This is a genomic window from uncultured Gilvimarinus sp. (assembly GCF_963972205.1).
Classification (GTDB): Bacteria; Pseudomonadota; Gammaproteobacteria; order Pseudomonadales; family Cellvibrionaceae; genus Gilvimarinus; species Gilvimarinus japonicus.
On sequence record NZ_CAXAUC010000001.1, the window covers coordinates 990620 to 1009441 of the forward strand.

Annotated in this window: 20 protein-coding genes and 4 tRNA genes; 12 read left to right on the plus strand and 12 right to left on the minus strand. The window is 54.2% G+C overall.

Annotated features, from left to right (window positions below; genetic code table 11):
- Positions 1-173 precede the first annotated feature (173 nt).
- The gene (gene folE / locus AACY82_RS04390) at positions 174-713 is read left to right on the plus strand and encodes a GTP cyclohydrolase I FolE (protein ID WP_339615549.1); all 540 of its coding nucleotides are present in this window, start codon (positions 174-176) and stop codon (positions 711-713) included.
- 39 nt (positions 714-752) lie between these two features.
- Here folE and AACY82_RS04395 read toward each other — a convergent pair whose 3' ends face one another.
- From AACY82_RS04395 to AACY82_RS04420, 6 genes are all read right to left on the minus strand, one after another.
- Positions 753-1403: a DUF4892 domain-containing protein gene (locus AACY82_RS04395; protein WP_339615550.1), complete on the minus strand. Its 651-nt coding sequence runs from the start codon at positions 1401-1403 to the stop codon at positions 753-755.
- Positions 1390-2235 carry an alpha/beta hydrolase gene (locus tag AACY82_RS04400; RefSeq protein ID WP_339615551.1) on the minus strand — a complete coding sequence of 282 codons (846 nt, stop codon included), beginning with the start codon at positions 2233-2235 and terminating at the stop codon, positions 1390-1392. Before AACY82_RS04400 ends, AACY82_RS04395 begins: the two co-directional genes overlap by 14 nt.
- Before the next feature lie 69 nt (positions 2236-2304).
- Positions 2305-2763, minus strand: a complete 459-nt coding sequence (sixA, locus tag AACY82_RS04405; protein WP_339615552.1) for a phosphohistidine phosphatase SixA — start codon at positions 2761-2763, stop codon at positions 2305-2307.
- Positions 2764-2806: 43 nt separating this feature from the next.
- Positions 2807-3217: a DUF4389 domain-containing protein gene (locus tag AACY82_RS04410; RefSeq protein WP_339615553.1), complete on the minus strand. Its 411-nt coding sequence runs from the start codon at positions 3215-3217 to the stop codon at positions 2807-2809.
- Positions 3218-3764: 547 nt separating this feature from the next.
- Positions 3765-4781: an NAD(P)H-dependent glycerol-3-phosphate dehydrogenase gene (locus AACY82_RS04415; RefSeq protein ID WP_339615554.1), complete on the minus strand. Its 1017-nt coding sequence runs from the start codon at positions 4779-4781 to the stop codon at positions 3765-3767.
- Between the two features lie 545 nt (positions 4782-5326).
- On the minus strand, positions 5327-5848 hold the full coding sequence (locus AACY82_RS04420) for a flavin reductase family protein (RefSeq protein ID WP_339615555.1): 522 nt from the start codon (positions 5846-5848) through the stop codon (positions 5327-5329).
- Positions 5849-6119: 271 nt separating this feature from the next.
- On the opposite strand from AACY82_RS04420, the gene AACY82_RS04425 reads away from it, so the two are divergent.
- From AACY82_RS04425 to AACY82_RS04460, 8 genes are all read left to right on the plus strand, one after another.
- Positions 6120-6196 (plus strand) — tRNA-Pro (locus AACY82_RS04425).
- A 36-nt stretch (positions 6197-6232) separates the two neighbouring features.
- Positions 6233-6309: transfer RNA gene (locus tag AACY82_RS04430), tRNA-Arg, on the plus strand.
- Between the two features lie 96 nt (positions 6310-6405).
- Positions 6406-6481, plus strand: a tRNA-His gene (locus AACY82_RS04435).
- Between the two features lie 287 nt (positions 6482-6768).
- Complete coding sequence (gene folD, locus AACY82_RS04440) at positions 6769-7620, plus strand: bifunctional methylenetetrahydrofolate dehydrogenase/methenyltetrahydrofolate cyclohydrolase FolD (RefSeq protein WP_339615556.1); 852 nt, start codon at positions 6769-6771, stop codon at positions 7618-7620.
- A gap of 37 nt (positions 7621-7657) precedes the next feature.
- The gene (locus tag AACY82_RS04445; RefSeq protein ID WP_339615557.1) at positions 7658-7987 is read left to right on the plus strand and encodes a hypothetical protein; all 330 of its coding nucleotides are present in this window, start codon (positions 7658-7660) and stop codon (positions 7985-7987) included.
- 12 nt (positions 7988-7999) lie between these two features.
- A complete protein-coding gene (locus AACY82_RS04450; RefSeq protein WP_339615558.1) occupies positions 8000-8791 on the plus strand; it encodes a pseudouridine synthase in 792 nt (263 codons plus the stop codon).
- The gene (gene rsuA / locus AACY82_RS04455; protein ID WP_339615559.1) at positions 8778-9530 is read left to right on the plus strand and encodes a 16S rRNA pseudouridine(516) synthase RsuA; all 753 of its coding nucleotides are present in this window, start codon (positions 8778-8780) and stop codon (positions 9528-9530) included. The genes AACY82_RS04450 and rsuA overlap by 14 nt, the downstream gene beginning before the upstream one ends.
- Positions 9527-10621: a methyltransferase gene (locus AACY82_RS04460; RefSeq protein WP_339615560.1), complete on the plus strand. Its 1095-nt coding sequence runs from the start codon at positions 9527-9529 to the stop codon at positions 10619-10621. Before rsuA ends, AACY82_RS04460 begins: the two co-directional genes overlap by 4 nt.
- Here AACY82_RS04460 and AACY82_RS04465 read toward each other — a convergent pair.
- Together AACY82_RS04465 and AACY82_RS04470 are read right to left on the minus strand one after the other, a co-directional pair.
- Positions 10618-11343, minus strand: a complete 726-nt coding sequence (locus AACY82_RS04465) for a methyltransferase domain-containing protein (protein WP_339615561.1) — start codon at positions 11341-11343, stop codon at positions 10618-10620. The genes AACY82_RS04460 and AACY82_RS04465 overlap by 4 nt on opposite strands.
- Complete coding sequence (locus tag AACY82_RS04470; RefSeq protein WP_339615562.1) at positions 11330-11929, minus strand: DNA-J related domain-containing protein; 600 nt, start codon at positions 11927-11929, stop codon at positions 11330-11332. The genes AACY82_RS04465 and AACY82_RS04470 overlap by 14 nt, the downstream gene beginning before the upstream one ends.
- A 224-nt stretch (positions 11930-12153) precedes the next feature.
- Here AACY82_RS04470 and AACY82_RS04475 point away from each other — a divergent pair.
- Positions 12154-12229 (plus strand) — tRNA-Asn (locus tag AACY82_RS04475).
- Between the two features lie 371 nt (positions 12230-12600).
- Complete coding sequence (locus AACY82_RS04480; RefSeq protein WP_339615563.1) at positions 12601-12882, plus strand: pyrimidine/purine nucleoside phosphorylase; 282 nt, start codon at positions 12601-12603, stop codon at positions 12880-12882.
- A 4-nt stretch (positions 12883-12886) separates the two neighbouring features.
- Here the strand turns inward: AACY82_RS04480 and AACY82_RS04485 are convergent, their stop codons facing one another.
- A complete protein-coding gene (locus tag AACY82_RS04485; RefSeq protein ID WP_339615564.1) occupies positions 12887-14476 on the minus strand; it encodes an alpha/beta fold hydrolase in 1590 nt (529 codons plus the stop codon).
- The gene (locus AACY82_RS04490; RefSeq protein ID WP_339615565.1) at positions 14461-15141 is read right to left on the minus strand and encodes a TIGR01621 family pseudouridine synthase; all 681 of its coding nucleotides are present in this window, start codon (positions 15139-15141) and stop codon (positions 14461-14463) included. Before AACY82_RS04490 ends, AACY82_RS04485 begins: the two co-directional genes overlap by 16 nt.
- A 480-nt stretch (positions 15142-15621) precedes the next feature.
- Here AACY82_RS04490 and AACY82_RS04495 point away from each other — a divergent pair, with 480 nt between their 5' ends.
- Positions 15622-16227 carry an acyltransferase gene (locus tag AACY82_RS04495; protein WP_339615566.1) on the plus strand — a complete coding sequence of 202 codons (606 nt, stop codon included), beginning with the start codon at positions 15622-15624 and terminating at the stop codon, positions 16225-16227.
- An 18-nt stretch (positions 16228-16245) separates the two neighbouring features.
- Here the strand turns inward: AACY82_RS04495 and AACY82_RS04500 are convergent, their stop codons facing one another.
- A complete protein-coding gene (locus AACY82_RS04500) occupies positions 16246-17160 on the minus strand; it encodes a general secretion pathway protein GspB (RefSeq protein WP_339615567.1) in 915 nt (304 codons plus the stop codon).
- A 2-nt stretch (positions 17161-17162) separates the two neighbouring features.
- A complete protein-coding gene (locus AACY82_RS04505; protein WP_339615568.1) occupies positions 17163-18782 on the minus strand; it encodes an AAA family ATPase in 1620 nt (539 codons plus the stop codon).
- Between the last annotated feature and the right edge of the window lie 40 nt (positions 18783-18822).

An 18822-nucleotide genomic window follows, 5' to 3' on the forward strand; every position in this document is an offset into this window, starting at 1 on the left:
GCTTTGGCCAAAAAAGCGCCATTGTACCGGTAATTAATGCAGGGGGAAGCCTTTACCGGCTGCAGAGTTTGGCGTAATGTTGCCGCCTTTTCACAAAACGTTAATAATGCGGCTTGTGTTACACAGATTCATCCGGCCGGCGCCGCGCGCCCGTCTTAGACAGGGTACCAACCATGCAGCAACATTTTGCCAAAATTATCGAAGGAATCGGCGAAGATTTAGAGCGCCCAGGGTTGGTAGATACCCCTAAACGCGCCGCCAAAGCTTTTGAGTTTTTAACCAAGGGGTACCACCAGTCGATTGACGAGGTAGTCAATGGCGCGCTTTTTCCGTCGGACTCTAACGAGATGATTATGGTAAAGGACATCGAGCTGTACTCGATGTGCGAGCACCACATGCTGCCGTTTATCGGTAAAGCTCACGTGGCCTATATTCCCACCGGCAAAGTCGTAGGGCTGTCTAAAATAGCGCGCATCGTCGACATGTACGCTCGCCGCTTGCAAATTCAAGAGCAGCTCACCGTGCAAATCGCCGAGTGTATTGCCGATATTACCGGCGCATCGGGCGTTGGGGTTATCATTGAAGCGAAACACATGTGCATGATGATGCGCGGTGTAGAAAAACAAAACTCCAGCATGAAAACCTCTGCCATGCTCGGCAGCTTTCGCAGCAATCAAGCCACTCGCACTGAGTTTTTATCGCTGTTGCGCTAGCACAGCAGATGTTGTCCCCGGCACCGCCAGGGGCAGCACTTACCTCGCCTCAGGCGCATCGCGCCGCAACACCTCCAGCTGCAAATACACCCGCTTATTGCCTCGCAACACCGCATACACAGTGACATAAACGCCGTTAGTGCCCGGCAGCATCACCTCGTAGGCGCCGTAATACTGATACTGATCCAAGCCGTAGAGCTGCAAGATATTAAAGTGGTTATTGGCCCAACTATTGGATTCGCCGCAGTCGCGTGATTCGCACACAAATAGCTCACGCAACGGATATTGCTGCAACTGTTTGGTGACAAACAAAAAGCCTTCTCGCGGGGTATGGTTGTCGGGCAAGCGAAATGTTTTGCGCTGCAAGTCACCACGTAAACGCAACTCCTCGACGCGCCATAAACCTCGTATTTTGCGATAAGTGCCAAGCGCCACCAGATAATCATCGGCGTGTTGCCGAGAGCTGGCTTCAAGGCTGGCGCCGGGAAACCCTTTAATACGTAAGCTTGCGCCCTCACCCATCACACTCACCGACGCTTCATCGGTGGGCGGGTTATCTTGCGCCGTATCGGTTGCCCCTAAGCTAACTGAACGCTCGCCAAGCGCGAGGGCCGGATGTGCCAGCACAAACAAAAACACAAAACAAACACTAAGACGAAGCGCCATTTTTATACGGTTAAAAAAAATCATTAATGTAACTCGCCACCTTCTCAGCTTGATCTTCCATATGCAGATGGTGACCACCCTCTAGGGTAATAACCTCTAATTGCGGGTACTGCTGCGCGGCCTCGGTAAAGCCTGGGTAGAGTTTGGGCATGCCGCCGTCAGCCAGCAACACGCGCGCGGGTGATGTAATCGCTGAAATAAAAGCGTGAATTTGGCCACGAGTTAACTTAAACGACGATGGCGCCAACAGACGCTGATCGGTACTCCAACTAAAACCGCCCACCACAGGTACCGTGCCTCGCTCGGTCAGTGCGCGCGCCGCGCCTTCGCTTAAAGGAAACATACCTTGCGTACGGGCTTTGACGGCCGCATTTAAATCGGCAAACACACGCAGCGGTTTATCGCCCAGCTCACGATTTTTACGGATGGAATCCGCCAACTGCTTGGGGGCGTTCTCAGAGCTTACCGGCTCGGGGAACAAGCCTTCCACCAGCACCATTTTATCGACTCGCTCGGGAAACGCACCAGCCAACAACGCGGATATAATCGCGCCACGAGAGTGGCTCAACAAACTAAAGCGCTGCCAACCAAGCGCATCGGCAATCGCCAGCACATCGGCCACGTCATCCCAAATATTATAAGGAGCGCTGCCCGGGCGGTGATCACTTTGCCCGTGGCCGGCCATATCCAAAGCTACTAGATTTAAGTTCGCCAACTGGGGGGCAAGGCGGCTAAAGCTGGCGCTATTATCAAGCCAGCCGTGCAAAGCCAATACCGGATGCCCCGCCTCACTGCCCCATTGCTGCGCCTTATATTGCAGCCCTGCTATGTCAAACTGTCGCGGCTTAGGGGTCATAAGAACTCCAAGGTAATCAAGAATGCCGGCGCAAAAACACCGGCACAACACCCCCGCTCGGGGTCGTTGTTATGGATGCACTAACCATCGTAATTGCCCCATATCGGCGGCAACAACATCCAGATCAACCGCCGCGAGCGATGCCGTTGACATATGGTGGGCTTCTGACGGGCCGCATAAAGTATCCAGCAACGTTGAAACCAACGGCTGATGGCTCACCAACAACACGGTGTCTAACTTAGCTTGATAGAGCGCATCGATCAGGCTGAAAACACGAGCCTCGGGTACCAGTAAGTTACTGACAAGCTCGCAAGTGTCGGGCAATGCTAGTACTTCACGGGCAATACCGGCGGTTTGCTGGGCGCGAAGATAGGGACTTACCCAAACATGGGGCACCGACCCTAGCGCGTCGCATTGACGGGTCACAACCTGACGAACGTCTTCGCGCCCAGAGGCTACCAAGGCACGGCTAGCATCGTCGGCTTTAAACGCTTCAGCACGGCCATGGCGCAACACAAATAAACGCACAAAAGCACTCCTGTTCCCAAAAATTTAACCCGTTTAAGCGACGCTACACTGACTTAGACTGACGATCGTCCCGATCATCGTCCGACTCAGAACCATCAGTAGGCATGTGGGCACTGGCTTCAGGCTCCACAACCACAGGCTCTGCCGCATCAGGCACAACAGCCTCAGCCACTGGGGCCGGCTCAGGCCAGTCGGCAAAAGGAAACGGCTTATCGTCGCTGTTATAGGTTAAAAAGCGCAGCGTTTGGGCAATATACTGAGTGAGTGAATCCCCCAGTTGACGCAAATTGCTATTGTCACTGCCGGTGATCAACGCAAACAAAAACTGCACTAAGACCAACACTCCAACTACAAAGGCGGCCACATACAAAATAAACGCAAACAAGATCATAAACACCAACCGAATCCAGTGATCGGCAGAGGTGATATTGGATTTTATCGTTTCGTTATCCATGGATAATCCCTAATTTAATTAAGATGTACACCTGTACAAACGACGCAACAAGCAACCTCCAGTGTACCATTGTGTGAGAAGAATCCCACCGCTCATCGGCCTGCCCTTGGTCGCGTATTGTTCGCACTTGGCTCATAAACTACTGATACACGCCACGGCGGTCGTAAAGCTCGTCCCGCTGGATCACATAAAACGCTTCAACCAAGCCGCAACCCCAAATAGCCTGCCCCAAAGGCCCAAGTCAATGCGCGAAAATAGAATAACCGGAAACACCCGCGCGGCGATAGGAATATCGCGCCGTGAGATGAGCGTTTTTGCCAAGCCAAGCGAGTGAAACTTTCGACATCAAGCACTGGCGGCAAAGCGCCAGTTTAGGGGCAGGAAAATACGAGCAACACGCAGCGGACGATCGTCGCTATCGCCATAATCGGCCAACGCCCCGACCCACCAAGCAGCGAGCATCTAGCCAAGAGGTGTAAGCGACGAGCAATAAAACGCGCGATAAAAATCCTCGCGTTTTACGCTAACGTCAATCAAGGTCGGGTTATTAGGCCCCGCGGTATTCCACATCGTTGCTTTGTTCGCCCAGCATTAGCTCGCGCACCACATCGGCAACCGCGCGACGCTCAAATAAGATGCTGTAAAGCCCCGATACCAAAGGCATATAAACCCCCAGCTCATCCGCCTTTTGTTTTACTTGATGCAGCGTATTGACGCCCTCTGCCACTTGCCCAAGGCCCGAGACCACCGCATCGAGCGGCTCACCTTGCCCCAGCTGGTAGCCCACACGGTAGTTGCGACTTAGATCAGAGGTGCACGTCAGAATTAAATCACCCACCCCCGCCAACCCCAAAAATGTCATGGGATTAGCGCCCATCTCGCCCGCAAAGCGCCCCATTTCGGCAAGGCTTCGGGTCAGCAGCATAGCTTGCGTGTTTTTCCCGGCACCCATGGCGGCCGCCATGCCGCAAATAATGGCGTAAATGTTTTTTAGGGCACCCCCGAGCTCAACGCCACCGCGGTCGGTATTGGCGTACACCCGAAACGTCTCCGAGCGCAAAATCTGCTGCACAGCATGACAAACACGCTCACTCTCGCTCGCAATCACGCTGCCGGTATGCTGCATGGCAACAATTTCTTTGGCAAAGTTGGGCCCGCTCAACACCCCGATATCGTGCTCTGGCAACTCTTGCAGCAGAATATCGCTCATCAGGGTAAAGCCCTCGGGCTCGATCCCTTTAGCCGTACTCACCACCATCGCATCACTCTTTAAATACGGGCGTAACTGCCGCGCAACCGACCGAAACGAGTGGCTGGGAATCGACACAAACACCAAGTCGGTAGCGGCAGCCGCGCGCTGCAAATCGGCGGTCACTTCCAGCCCTTCGGTCAAGCGGACACCGGGCAAGTAGCGTTCATTCTCGCGACTTTGCTGGCAGCGCGCGGCGTTCTCTTGATCACGCATCCACAAAAATGTCTGATGGCCGTTGGCCGCTACTATATTCGCAATCGCTGTACCGAAGCTTCCGCCTCCCAGCACTGCAACCTGTTGTTTATTACTCATGGGTTGTGAGTCCTCACCTGGCCTGCCGAACCCTATTGAACAGCAGTGCATATTTAAATTACTTATTTAGCCAATACCGCAATATAACCACCAGCATGATCAAAAACCGTCACTGTTGCTTGTTACTTAGTCAGCCAGACTGTAACCATTTTGCACAATTTCTCAGCGTTTAATTTTTTCCACACTTTCTGTGGATAACTTGGTGGATTGTTTTTGGGAAAAGCACCCTAAAGCCCGTATTTACTGGCAGGTGTACAAATTGAGCATTATTTAACCTTTATATTTAAATCCTTTATAATCAATAACTTGCGCAACTCCACCAGTGTTTTGTGACGTTTTGGAGTCATATTCAAGTAAAACGGCCAGATGCACTCGATAGATGTGCATAAAAAGTTAGTGGCCGTTAACCGCAAACTTGCCGTAGACACAAATCTTTCATAATTCCAACACACCTACGACGCCAAACTGTCATATTTCATTGCTCACCAGCGGTGCAGGCGCTGCTGGTGGCCCGCGCCCACGTTAGTGCTAACGGTGGCGTAGGTTTAGTCTTTATTGCTGTGAGACAACATGCCATTGAGCCGCTGGTAACCACCACTGTGATACAACAGCGGGTCCGACTCATGCTCGCTGACTAAGACATCATCGATACGCGCAATCACAATATGGTGGGTGCCGTAGCTCACCACTTTGTCAGTTTGGCAAAAAAACACCGCCTCAGAGTCCGTGAGGTAGGGAGTCGACTCGGGCCCTTCCAACCAGCTACCGACACTAAAACGATCATGCACCGGCTCAAATCCCGCGCAGACGTTAGAGACTCGCTCTTGGTGGTGCCCCAGTACATTTACTGCAAAGTGGCACCCCAAGTTTTCTAAATGTCCCTGCAACGATATTTGTTTGTTAATACACACCAGCAGTGATGGCGGACTATCCGACACCGAGGTTACCGACGATACCGTCATAGCAAAGCGCTCATCGTGCTTAATCCGCGTCGATAGTACACTGACCCCAGACGCTAAACGCCTCATCCCCTGCTTCATCGCCAGAGCTATATCAGTATTGTGCATAGAACCTCCACATTCATCAGGCCGCTATTTTGACCATCGCCGCCTAGAGACACAAGTGTACATCCATCTTGCTCGCCCCACCGATGCGCTTTTACCCAGTTTGCACGCCTTGCATGCAATTTGCGCATTCGCTGAACGACACCTAGCAAAGCCCACGCTCACGCTTCGATTTTTTTATAAATTCATTGGTTTTTCCGTTGACGACACGCTGGGGCATGGGTATTATGCGCACCTCTTGAAACGCGGGATCAACAACACCGCAACAAGACATCGGAGTGTAGCGCAGCCTGGTAGCGCGTCTGCTTTGGGAGCAGAATGTCGGGGGTTCGAATCCCTCCACTCCGACCATTTTACGCAAGCCGTCCGGTTCAATGCTCCAGCCATGCGCCCGTAGCTCAGCTGGATAGAGCATCCGCCTTCTAAGCGGATGGTCGCAGGTTCGAGTCCTGCCGGGCGCGCCATCCCTTGCTTGGGCCAAACCATTGCCTAATTAAGGTACACACGAACCGCTTTGCGGTATCTGTTTGCGACAAGAACAGGCAACGCCTGACTCAATGGTGGCTGTAGCTCAGTTGGTAGAGCCCTGGATTGTGATTCCAGTGGTCGCGGGTTCGATCCCCGTCAGCCACCCCACCCCCCTTATATAAAGCACCGCAAAACCTGCACCCCAGCACCCAGTGTCACAGAGTATAGGCGCGGCCAATCTAATCCAGCCAAGTCGTGTTATCCGCCTTTTTACTCAGTGCGCTATAGTTAATGAAGCTGTTATAGCAAAGCACGTAACGCCCCCTAAAAAAACCGTAAATTTAACGCTCGGCGCCTTGGCCTAGCGCGTCAGCTATGTGAAAATATCGCCCCTTTTCTCACGCAACGCAGCGCGCCACTTACTCGCGCGCCGCCAACTAAGGTAACTGCACTCCATGTCTGCACTGCTTCTCGATGGCAAGGCCCTTGCGGCAAAAACCGAACAGGAATTGTCTGCCCGGATTAGCGAGCTAAAATCTGATGGCAAAGGTCAAACCCCTATTTTGGCAACCATTCTGGTGGGCGATGATCCAGCCTCAGCCACCTATGTGCGCATGAAAGGCAATGCTTGCGAACGTATCGGCATGGAATCGGTAAAGGTAGAAATGCCCACCGAAACCACCACCGAGCAGTTGCTGGCTAAAATTGACGAGTTAAACAACAACCCCAATGTTCACGGGATTTTGTTGCAACACCCGGTACCCGAGCAAATCGACGAACGCGTCTGCTTTGACGCCATCGCCCTACAAAAGGACGTCGATGGTGTTACCTGCCTGGGATTCGGGCGCATGAGCATGGGCGAAGAAGCCTACGGCTGCGCCACCCCGAAAGGGATTATGCGTATATTGGAAGCGTACGATATCGAGCTGGCCGGCAAGCACGCCGTGGTCGTCGGTCGCAGCCCTATTCTGGGTAAGCCAATGGCGATGATGCTATTGGGCGCCAACGCCACCGTTACGATTTGCCACTCTCGCACCAAAAACTTAGCCGATCATATTCGTCAGGCGGATATAGTGGTGGGCGCAGTAGGCCGCCCCGAGTTTATCAAAGCCGACTGGATTAAAGATGGTGCGGTTGTGATTGATGCCGGTTACCATCCGGGCGGCGTCGGCGATATCGAATTGGCACCGCTGGTTGAGCGCGTTGCCGCTTATACGCCGGTACCCGGCGGTGTCGGCCCGATGACCATCAACACCTTGATATATCAAACCGTAGACTCCGGTGAAAAGGCCATTGCCGGAAAGTAGACAACCGTGCCCAAATCGAGCACCAGGAGCAAGCTTTATGGGTCGTACCATGTGTTTTTTTGTCGCGCTGATGGCTGCGGTGGCCGCCAGTGCCGCCGAGCCTGTTGCCAACTACACCTTTGTTTGCCAACTCGATGACAGCCGCCGCCGTATCGAAGTCGCCTATTTGCTACCCGACCAAAAGGTACCCTGCGAAGTCCGCTACCAAAAAGACACCGAGGATACTAAAGTGTTATGGCGCGCCGATAACCAAGAGGGTTTTTGCGAAAGCCATGCGCAAACCCTGGTTAAACAGCAGCGTGACTGGGGCTTCGAATGTGTCAGCGATGATGTGCCGCCACGCTCCACCGCTTTTAACCTTTACTGATACCTGCGCGACGTGCCCACCCCCGCAACGGTGCCAAGCAGCGAACCCGAACTGCCCATCTTATACCGAGACCAATACCTAGTTGCGATCAACAAACCCAGCGGGCTGCTGGTGCACCGCAGCCCTATTGATCGTCACGAAACCCGCTTTGCCATCCAGTTATTGCGCGACCAAATTGGCCAGCGGGTTTACCCCGTACACCGGCTCGACAAACCCACCTCTGGAGTATTGTTGTTTGCCCTAGAGCGCGACGTTGCCAGAGTCGTTAACGAATCCTGGCAAGCGGATAAGGTTAGCAAGCACTATGTGGCATTAGTGCGCGGCTATTTTAACGCGCCCTGCTTGGTCGACCATCCACTGCGCTACCAAGCGGACAAGCACGGGGATGCCCCCGGCAGTAGCCAGCCACTGCAAGAGGCGCAAACCGCGTTCACGCCACTTGCGCAAATTGAGCTACCCGAGGCTGTAGATCGCTACCCCACCAGTCGTTACTCACTGGTGCACTGCCGCCCTATTACCGGGCGTAAGCACCAGCTCCGGCGTCACCTAAAACACCTACACCATCCTATTATCGGCGACCCTAAGTATGGCAAAAGTGTTCACAACCGCTTTTTTGCCGACCGCTTTGGCGCCAATCGCTTGCTACTGGCGGCCACAGAACTGCAACTACAACACCCGGTAACCGGCGCGCCGCTAAGTATTTGCGCCCCCATTAACGGCCGCTTTGCAAAAGTCGTTGATAGCTTACAATGGCGCACGGCACTGCCCACTAACTGGCGCGAGAGCGATTATGCGACTGGATAAATTTATCGCCCACTGTACCGGCGCAAGCCGCAACGAGGTAAAACGTTGGCTGCACGCCGAGAAAGTCACGGTAGCAGAAAAAACCGTTAAAAATTCAAAGCAACAAATAACCTCCGAACAAATGGTGCGCGTAAACGGTCAGGCACTGCAGTACCCACATCCGCGTTATTTTATGCTGAATAAACCCGCCGGTGTTGTCTGCAGCAACGATGACGGTGAACACCCCACGGCACTCGATTGCTTAAAAGGTATTTCGCAAAGCAACCTACAAATTGCCGGCCGGCTCGACAAAGACACCACAGGCCTGGTACTGATTACCGATGACGGCCAATGGAATCACAAAATCACCGCCCCCCGGGCCGCAAAAAACAAAGTCTATTTAGCGTCGCTCGCGCAACCTATTAGCGAGTCGGCCGCCCAAGATTACATCACGCAATTTGCCAATGGTTTACAGCTCAACGGCGAGAGCAAGCTAACGCGCCCGGCACAACTCGCGTTTATTAACGAGCGCGAAGCCCGCGTCACATTGCAAGAGGGGCGCTATCATCAGGTAAGGCGTATGTTTGCCGCCTGCGGCAACCGCGTCGTCAGTTTGCACCGCGAATCGATCGCCGGCATAGTGCTCGACTCGACCCTCGCCCCGGGTCAGTTTCGCGCGCTCACTGAGGCCGAGCTGACCCAAACCCTAATCGCGCAAAAACACAACGCCCAACCTAAAAGCACTGACTCTCATTCATGAACGATCCCGCATTACACTGGCTGTTAGAGCACTACCACAATGCACCCGCCGCTATCGACTCGGTCTGGCTGTGCGATGAAGCGAGCCGAGAATTTACCGACCACCTTGCTGTTCGCGCCCAAACACAGTTTATCAGCAACCGTTGGGATGTATGTGAGCGTTTAAAAGCGCACCAACACGGCGTTACCTTTAACGACTTTGACTTAAGCGCGATCGCCGACAACTCGCAAGAGCGAGTTTATTATCGTATTTCCAAAGAAAAACCCGTGGTGCACCATATTATTAACGCCGCTGCGCGCGTACTACAGCCAGAAGGTGAATTAGTCATCGCGGGTTTAAAAAACGAAGGCGCCAAAAACTTTTTAGATAAAGCGGCGCAGGTAATGGGCTGCAGCAAAGCCACACAAAAGCATGGTCTGGCCTACAGCGCACAATTAAATAAGCGGCAAATATCGGCCCTGCTCGACGACAGTGACTATTCACGCCTGCGTCCAATCGCACCACTTAACAACACCGGCCAAACTCAAGGCGCAGGCGAGCTTTTGCTGTGGAGCAAGCCCGGGCAATTTGGCTGGCAAAAAATCGATGCAGGCAGTGCATTTTTGCTATCCACGCTGGCGCAACAAAACATGCCCAGCAACGAGCCATTAACGGTGCTGGATTTAGGCTGTGGTTACGGGTACCTAAGTTGCCGCGCCGCACAAACCTTATTTAACACACCACAAACCGCGTTTACCTTGACAGATAATAACGCCGCCGCGCTGCGCAGCGCGCATTACAATTGCGAGCAGCTCGGGTTAGATGCAACGGTTGTACCTTCTGACGCTGGCACTGAAATTGCCCAGCGTTTTGATGTCATTCTGTGCAACCCACCTTTTCATCAGGGTTTTAACGTCAGCGATGATTTAACCGAACGTTTTATTGCCAGTGCCGGGGAGCACTTACAACCCGGAGGGCAAGCATATTTTGTCGTCAACGCGTTTATTGGCGCCGAGCAAAAAGCCAAAGCGCACTTTGCTGAATGCCGGGCGCTTGCCAACAACCGTCAATTTAAAGTGTTGGCATTAAGCAAGCCGCGTTCAAAGCCTTAGATTTTTCGCGCTGTAAAATCCCGCGAGTTTGAGCGAGGAAGACAATGTGCCAAGGTGTCTCGCCAGTGGCGAGCGCAAACTTGACGGTAAAACGCACCGATGCGATTTTCATAGCGCCGGTGCGACCACTCAAGTGCCCCGGCAAAATAACAAGGGTCATCGCGCAACACCTGCCAAGCCGCGCGCAACTCGGACGCCGCCGCAAAATTTACCAACAATAAACCTTGGGCTGTTAAGGCGCGACACAACTGCCGTGACCACGCAGGCGTAAGCGCCACTACTCGCGTAGGCTCGCCCTCTTGCGCGGCAAACAAATCATCAATAACCAGATCAAACGCTGGCCCCGCGTAAAACTGCATAAATGCCAGGGCATCCGCCTCGATTAACAGCGTGTTAGGCCCACCCGCGCGAAAAAAGCGCCGGGCAATGGTCAAGTGCACCGGGTTTATATCAACCCCGATAATCAAGGCGCGGGGGTAGCGCTTGCGCAGCGCACAAATAACCGCGCCACCGCCGACGCCCAACACCAAGATTCGGCGCACCGACTGATTGCTCAGCGCAACGCTCGGCAACCACAGCAAATCCCATAAGCTGCCATCAAATTCACGCTTTGGGTGGTATTGTGTATGAAAAACTCCATCAGTATACAAACGCAAGCTTTGCCCGGCCCGACACACCCGGTAGTGGTGACCATACTGATCGCGGTAGTTAAACAGCTCCATTGCTTGCCAGATCTCTGCGCAGCACCGCCACCGCCCAATTAATATGCTGCAATTGCTCGGTATCGCCGCCGCGATCCGGATGCGCAGCCATCGCCAGCCGACGATAGCGCTGCTTAACTTCGGCTAAAGTCACCGGCATTTGCAATGACATAATCTCCAGCGCTCGGGCACGATCATCACAGCTCACCTGTGTCTGCACCGCCTGCCGCCAAAAGTCGCTTAACAAGTCTTCCACGCTGCGCTCAGTGGCGGCGTGGTAATGTGACCAATCGAGGTAATAATCACGCAGCTTGGCCTCGCGGGCGCCACCTACGGCCTGACTGGATGCCGATTCGAGGGTTCTCACTCGCACATCCAGCAAACCGATATCGAGATCTAGCCCCTGGGTTAACAACTCATCGCGCCAAAGGTATAAAGCATTAAACAAGGCAAAGTGAGTCTGAAATAACAACAGCGGATTAGCGCTGTAGTTTTCGGGTAACAACTCTTGCTCGACCAAGAGCTTGATTAAGCGTTGCTCGCTATACACTTGGCCGGCTTCATAGAGCAGCAGCTGCAGCGGTTCTAGCAATGGATTGGTCGCCATATATTCCCAGTTATAACTCAGTGAACCTTTTCCCAGTATAGCGATTTAGGCTGCGAGTGACGAACTCCCCTCGCAGGCTATCCTATTGAATTGTTTAGAGTTAATACAAATTGTGGAGTATTTGCTCAAGCATCTCTATTTATTCATTTTTTTAAAAGAAGGGGGTTGACGAAAAAGCAGAGGCTCTATAATATGCGCCCCACTTCCACAGAGGAAGTGACCGATCCGCTTTAGCTCAGTTGGTAGAGCAAATGACTGTTAATCATTGGGTCGCTGGTTCGAGCCCAGCAAGCGGAGCCAAATTAAGAACGAGGGGTTACTCACTAGTGAGTAACCCCTTTTTCGTTGTGCGCACCAAAGATCAACGACTCGATTGCGGTTAATCATTGCTCGAATCGCGGCCATTCGAGCTCGTTCGAGCCCAGCAGGCGGAGTCATATTAAGAGCAACGACCTACTCAGTAGTGAGTGGCCCTTTTTCGTTGCATACCCCGACGCTCAACGGATCTTTTGGCCTGCTGTTAATCATTGTCGAATCAGCAAGCGGAGCCACATTAAGATTGCGGCACTATTCAGCAATGGACAGCCCCTTTTTGTGGAAAGACAAAAAACAACGTCCCTTCAGGGAATCTCTCACCACCCAACCCTACCTCAGGATAAAAGGACATCGCTATGTTTGATGTAAACAACTACTTTGAAGGCAAAGTTGCCTCTATCGCCTTTGCTGGCGAAAAACTCCCCGCCACCGTCGGCGTGATGGCCCCAGGCGATTACGAGTTTGGTACCAGCCAAAAAGAATATATGAGCGTTATCAGTGGCGCACTCACCGTAAAGCTGCCCGGCAGTGACGAATGGGTAACCTACAGCGCTGGCGAGACATTTGAAATAGAAGCCAACCAAAAGTTTGGCGTCAAGGTTGCGCAAGATACCGCTTATTTGTGCCTGTACGAATAAACCCCTAACCGCTTAGCCTTGCTAGCGCAGCCGGCCAGTGTTCAGCGCAATCCTCAAAGCGCTGGCGCTGGCCACTTAAATACTCCTCTAGCTGCGCAAGCGCACAGCTTTTACTGCCCAGCACATGATGCCCTATCCCGCCAAACTCCGTCAGCTTGCTTGCGGGCCAGTGCCGGTGCAACTCGCGCGCCCACGCCACTGGGGTAATAGGATCAAACTTCCCCGCCAATAACGCCACTCGCGCAGGGGGCGCCGGTAGCTCTAAAGGCGCACCCTGGGGCCAGCGCTGACAGATTTGTCCCTGCCACATCCCGTTGAGAAAAGGCACTAACAGCGGGTGACGTGCCACGGCCGCCTCAAACTCTTGCTCGCGACCTAAACGGTTGTCCCGGCAATCTACGGCCATAAAGGTAAAGCTGGTAATAGAGTCTGACAGTGCCTGCGAGACAAACAATTGCATCAGCCGCGCCAGCGGCGCCCTTTCGCGCTGCTCGACGGCCCCCAGGGCACGAATGACGTCGCTCCAGCGGTGACGATGGTAACTCGCCGCAAAAACGGCGGCTAACAGCCGGTGATCATTAACCACCACTCGGCGCGGCAAACCCGCTACCTGTACATCCACTCTCATGGGCGCACGGCGCAACAGTGCCAGACTCGCAAACAACTTGGCTTGAAGCTGACTGGGATCTATAGCCGCACTAAAGCCTTGCTCACGCCACGCTTGCACGCAATCGGTATCATCCACACACGCGCGGTAGAAACCATCCAGCGCCCGCGACAGCGTATCGGGCCAATCGATCAACCCGCCTTCACCGGGGGGATACACAGAGTCGAGCACCATAGCTGCCACTGCCGGGCGCGTTTCACTCCCCGCCTTAGGCGCCGAGGCGAGTGCCAGCGCCAAGCGCGACCCATAAGACACCCCTAACACGTGCCAGCGCGCAATACCCAGCGCCACTCCTAACTGCTGAATATCGGCGGCGCTTATGAGCGTGCCGTAATCCGCAGGATTAAAACCCGGTGCAGCTGCTAAACAGGTATCAAGCACCTGCTGTGCTTCGCGCCACTCTTGTTGCAGCTCGAGGTTGCGCCCTAGCACCTCGCGACTAAAACGCTCGTACGCCTCGCAAATCTGACGGGGCTGACTGCCACCGGTACCGCGCCGATCCACCAGAATCAAGTCCCGGCGCAAACCGGAAAAATCTCGCCAATCGCGCCAGCGCTGTAGTGACCGTTTATCCCCTATACCCGCCCCGGCACCAGGGCCACCCTGCAAATAAAGCAAAGGCGTTGCCTGCTTATCATTTTGCAGATAACGCAGAATTACCACCGGTAGCGTAAAACGGCCATCACTTGTGTGCCACTCGCCACAGGTTAAATCCGCAGGGTGTGAGTCAAACGCCCCCTCCGGGCAGGGCCGCTGGCGCCAAGTGGCCGGTGGTGATGCGGAGGCGGACAACCTATTAGGTGAGCTTGAAGGGGTATTGCTGCGGTTCGCTGACGACAACATAAACCACCACAGAGCGAGCGACAACCCAATCAGGCTCAGCCCGACAAGGATTGTTATCTTGCCTCGAGCTAACACGCCGGCCATGCCATATTCCACGGCTCGGCCACATCGATAACGTCTCCACTCATCAGGTGGGTAAACGCCGTATCGCCAAATAACGCGCCGCTGCTTGGCGGTTGCGTAAAGCGCTGATACTCACCATTAATCTCAAACCCAAGAGAGTATGCGTGCAAGTACAGTCGGTCGGATGGCTCCGCACCATAGAGGGTATCCCCGACAATGGGTGCCCCCACACTTTTAAGGGCTACACGAATTTGGTGAGTGCGCCCAGTCGCAGGTTTAACCACAAACAACCGAAGCCCGGGAGCCATATGGCAACTGACAAAAGCGGTACGGGCCGGATTGTGTCGCGTTCGCGTAAGCATCCAGGCGCCGCGCCGCGCGCTGGTCATATCGCCCACCACCGACCCCTGTTTTTTACGGGGCTTTTTGCCGCTAATAGCAAGGTAGTACTTGTCGACTTGCCGCTGACGAAACTGCTCGCACAATTGCCGGTTAGCGTCGGCCGTCTTGGCCATCACCAATAAACCAGAGGTCGGCTTATCCAGCCGATGCACCGGATACAAGCTCGGAAACGATTGGGTCAGTGTGGCAAACAAGCCCGCCTCGCCCTGCTCGGAATGAAAATTCACCCCTGCGTGCTTATCGATCACCAACACCTGATCGGACTGCCAGACAATGTCGAACATAACCACCTTAATAAGGCACGCGACCGATAAACCGCCCGCGTAAAAGCCTCTATATTACCGTAAAACGTATCGCCAGATGGGTTAAGAGCCAGATCAACTAACCAGCCCATAGCCTTAAAAACTCACAGTGCTACACTTAGTTCAGGTGTCCGCCCGCCCGCATAACGGGATACGCTCGACGACTGCGTTCGCATAGAGGGAATCTGGCAGCGTTGATGAGCCTACGTTACCTGTGAGTGTCCACTCGATACTCCACCACGATCCGACAATGCACGCCCTAGCTCCGCGTGTTTCGGTGCACAAAAGAAACCGGCAGCGATTACCGCTGCAATGAAGGCGGCGGACACCTTTTCTTCCCCCCGCCTCACCAAGACGCTCGCAACCCCATCCCTCAAGGCTAATCACCCTCTTGTGCGCTATCGGCACGGCTGGGCTCTGAGCTACAATGGCGGCACATCTCTATAGGTTACGCCCTGCTTTATGCCCGATTCTGCCACCTATCAAGCTCAGCACAAACGCCGCTTAAGCTATATGCCCTGGCTTTATTACCGGCTAAAGCCTAAGCACCTAGAATGGGCCGCACCGTGGCAAGCCGCCATCCAAGCGCGCCTGTGTGAGCTTGAGACGGTTGAGATCGGGCGCAATGTCTTTATTGCCCCAGAGGCCCAGCTGTTTGCCGAGCCCGGCCGCCCTATTATTATTGGCGACAACAGTTATATTGCCGCCGATGCGGTATTGCACGGCCCGATCACCCTGGGAGAGAGTGTGTCCATCAATCATCACGCCAGCTTAGACGGCGGACGCGCTGGCATTCACATTGGCGACCACTGTCGCTTGGCCGCTTACTGCTCACTCTATGCGTTTAATCACGGCCTGGCGCCAGAGCGGCTGATTCGCGAGCAGCCAGTCAGCTCTAAAGGGATTATTTTGCAAAGCGATGTGTGGCTTGGCAGTCACACCGGGGTGGTTGATGGCGTAACCATGCGTCGTGGCGCCGTCGCGGGTATGCAATCGGTTGTAACGCGGGACGTGGCCAGCAACACCATCGTGGCGGGCAACCCGGCCCAAGTCATTGGTCAACGCTAGAACAGCGCTACCGCCGCCCTACATGTTCACCCAACTGGACATCGCCGTCAGTTTAAATTGGTGGTCCCCCTTGCGCAGAATCACACCGTCCTCGGCAATCACCTCTACCTCTAAATCTCCCAGTGTTTGCCCTTCGCGTAAGCTTTGATTATTAATCGTCACCTCACTGGCGCCACCTTGGCGGTATTCGTGAGCGGCGTACATCAGTGTCGGAATCGCATTTTGCACCGCTAAAGGTAAATCGCGAATAGTGCCCACATTGGGGTGCGCTGCCAGCAATGATGATCGCAGCGCTGCATCATCGGGCGCCGGACGAGTCGCCGCGGAATCTGTAATGGCCGATGCGGTCGCTGGGACCTTAACGGGCGCTACCGCTGGGCGAGGCGCAACTGTCTCAGGCGACTCGTCCGGTGGCGGTGCGCTATACAATCGTGCCACCTCAGCATCAACCGCAGGCTTATCCAGATTCTCTTGTGTGTCCATTTGCGTCGTATCGCTAGAGGCCTGCCCGGCCGCGGTTTGCGCCATACGCTTACTGGCGAGCGCGGCAGTGCTGCCCGACGCGACGCTTGATGCCGTTTTACCGTCCAACTCGCCCGGCGCTACCTCAAGCGATAGGCTGTCAGCCGACGCGCTGGTGATAGTGGGTGCACTCGCAACCGTTGCCTGTGCGGGAGCTGACGGTTTGGTTATGGACGAAACCGGCTCGGGTGCTTGAACCACCACCGGTGCCGCCTGATGACGCTCTAGCGCCAACCAGATAACCGCGGCCAATAACCCCAACACCACAACTGCGATCGCCACGAGCCAAGGCCATAATCTGCGAGGTGGCACCTCGGCCCGAGCGTGTGCCGCATCAAGACCCGGCACACCATTTTGTTGTTGCTGGCGCTCGCGGTCAGCCTTACGCAATGCATCCAAAATCAACGACATGCTCAGGGCTCCTGCACAGGTTCTAAGGTGGTATCGATCTCCAACCTTTCGTTGAGTTTAAGCAACGTCTGCTGCCCCAGTATGCCATCGGCAGTCAGCCCAGCTTGACGCTGAAATATTTTTAACCGCTCGGTTAACGCTTGGTTAAAGCGATCGTTCGTCAACCGGCGCGTCTGGCCATCTAACTGCGCAAACTGCTGCGCCAACCAGTGTACCGTTTGTCCTTGATCGCCTTGACTGATCGCACCGGTATAACCGGGCGGTTTATGCCAGACATAAAACACCGCACCATTCCAACGCTGGCCCAGCTCAGTCAATGGCATCAGCTGATGCTCGCCGGTGGATGTAATCAGCGCTGCCCGGTATTGCCCCAAACCGACTAATACTGCGTATACCGTAAATTTATCGGGAGTATTAAGGGTTAACACCGCCGGGCGATTTAAATCCCGCAGCTCAGACCAGGTGCTAAATTTGCGAGTCTCACACTGAATATCACTCGCAGCGGTTTGCCAGCAAGGGTTGCCCTCACCTGTCGCCATGCCGACATGGCCATATAATGCTTGCTGCGCCTCTTGCAGCCGCGCAAAATAAATAGCCTCTTGCGCCGGTCGCGCATTATTATTTGGCTTATTAGCAGCCACTGACGCGACCGATGAACTGCTGCTAACCGCGCTAACCTCTAGCGGTTTACTCGTACTTTTATCACCGGCTACAGGCCACAACACCCACAGCAATAACCCGATCACCACAACTAACGCCAGACCCAAGCCCCACACCAACCAATTGCGCAGATCTTTTGCCGGCTCATCCAAGCCGCCGACGACTTCGCGCCGCGCTAAGCGATAGGTTGCATTGTCGACCCGTTGTTTGTTGTGGCCGTATAAGCCCACCAGCGCCCGCTCGCACAAAATATTAATACGCCGCGGAATGCCGCCACTAAAACGATGAATTTTTTTCACAATGGCGCGCGGAAAAGGGTTGCGCTCTTCCGCCAAACCAGCCACTTGCAACCGATGGGCAATGTAGGCCTCGGTCTCGGCCAGGGTTAACGGGGATAAATGAAAACGCGCGGTAATACGCTGCGCCAACTGACGCAAGCGCGGCTGTGACAAGAGTGTGTTTAACTCGGGCTGCCCCACTAAAATGATCTGCAATAATTTTTTAGTGTCAGTCTCTAAGTTAGTCAGTAGGCGAATTTGTTCCAAGGCATCGGCAGAGAGCAACTGCGCCTCATCAATCAACAGCACCGTACTGCGGCCTTGGCGATGATTCTCCAACAGATACAAATGCAAGGCATCGGTCAGCGATTTTACGGTGTGCTCATCGGCGACGTACTTAACCCCAAGCTCGTCGCAAATCATACCAAGCATCTCGGGTACGTTGGCCATCGGGTTGAACACCATGGCGATATCGGTATTGTCGGGCAACTGCTCCAGTAGCGAGCGAATAATCGTCGTTTTACCGGTGCCCACTTCGCCGGTTAGCAACACAAAACCACCGCCGCGCACACCGTACAATAAGTGCGCCAAGGCCTCTTTGTGCTGATCGCTCATGTAAAGGTAGCGCGGGTTAACCGCAATGGAAAACGCAGGCTCTACCAAACCGAAGTATTGATGGTACATAAAACCCCGTCAGTGTTAGACCAATATCGTGGCCGTGATC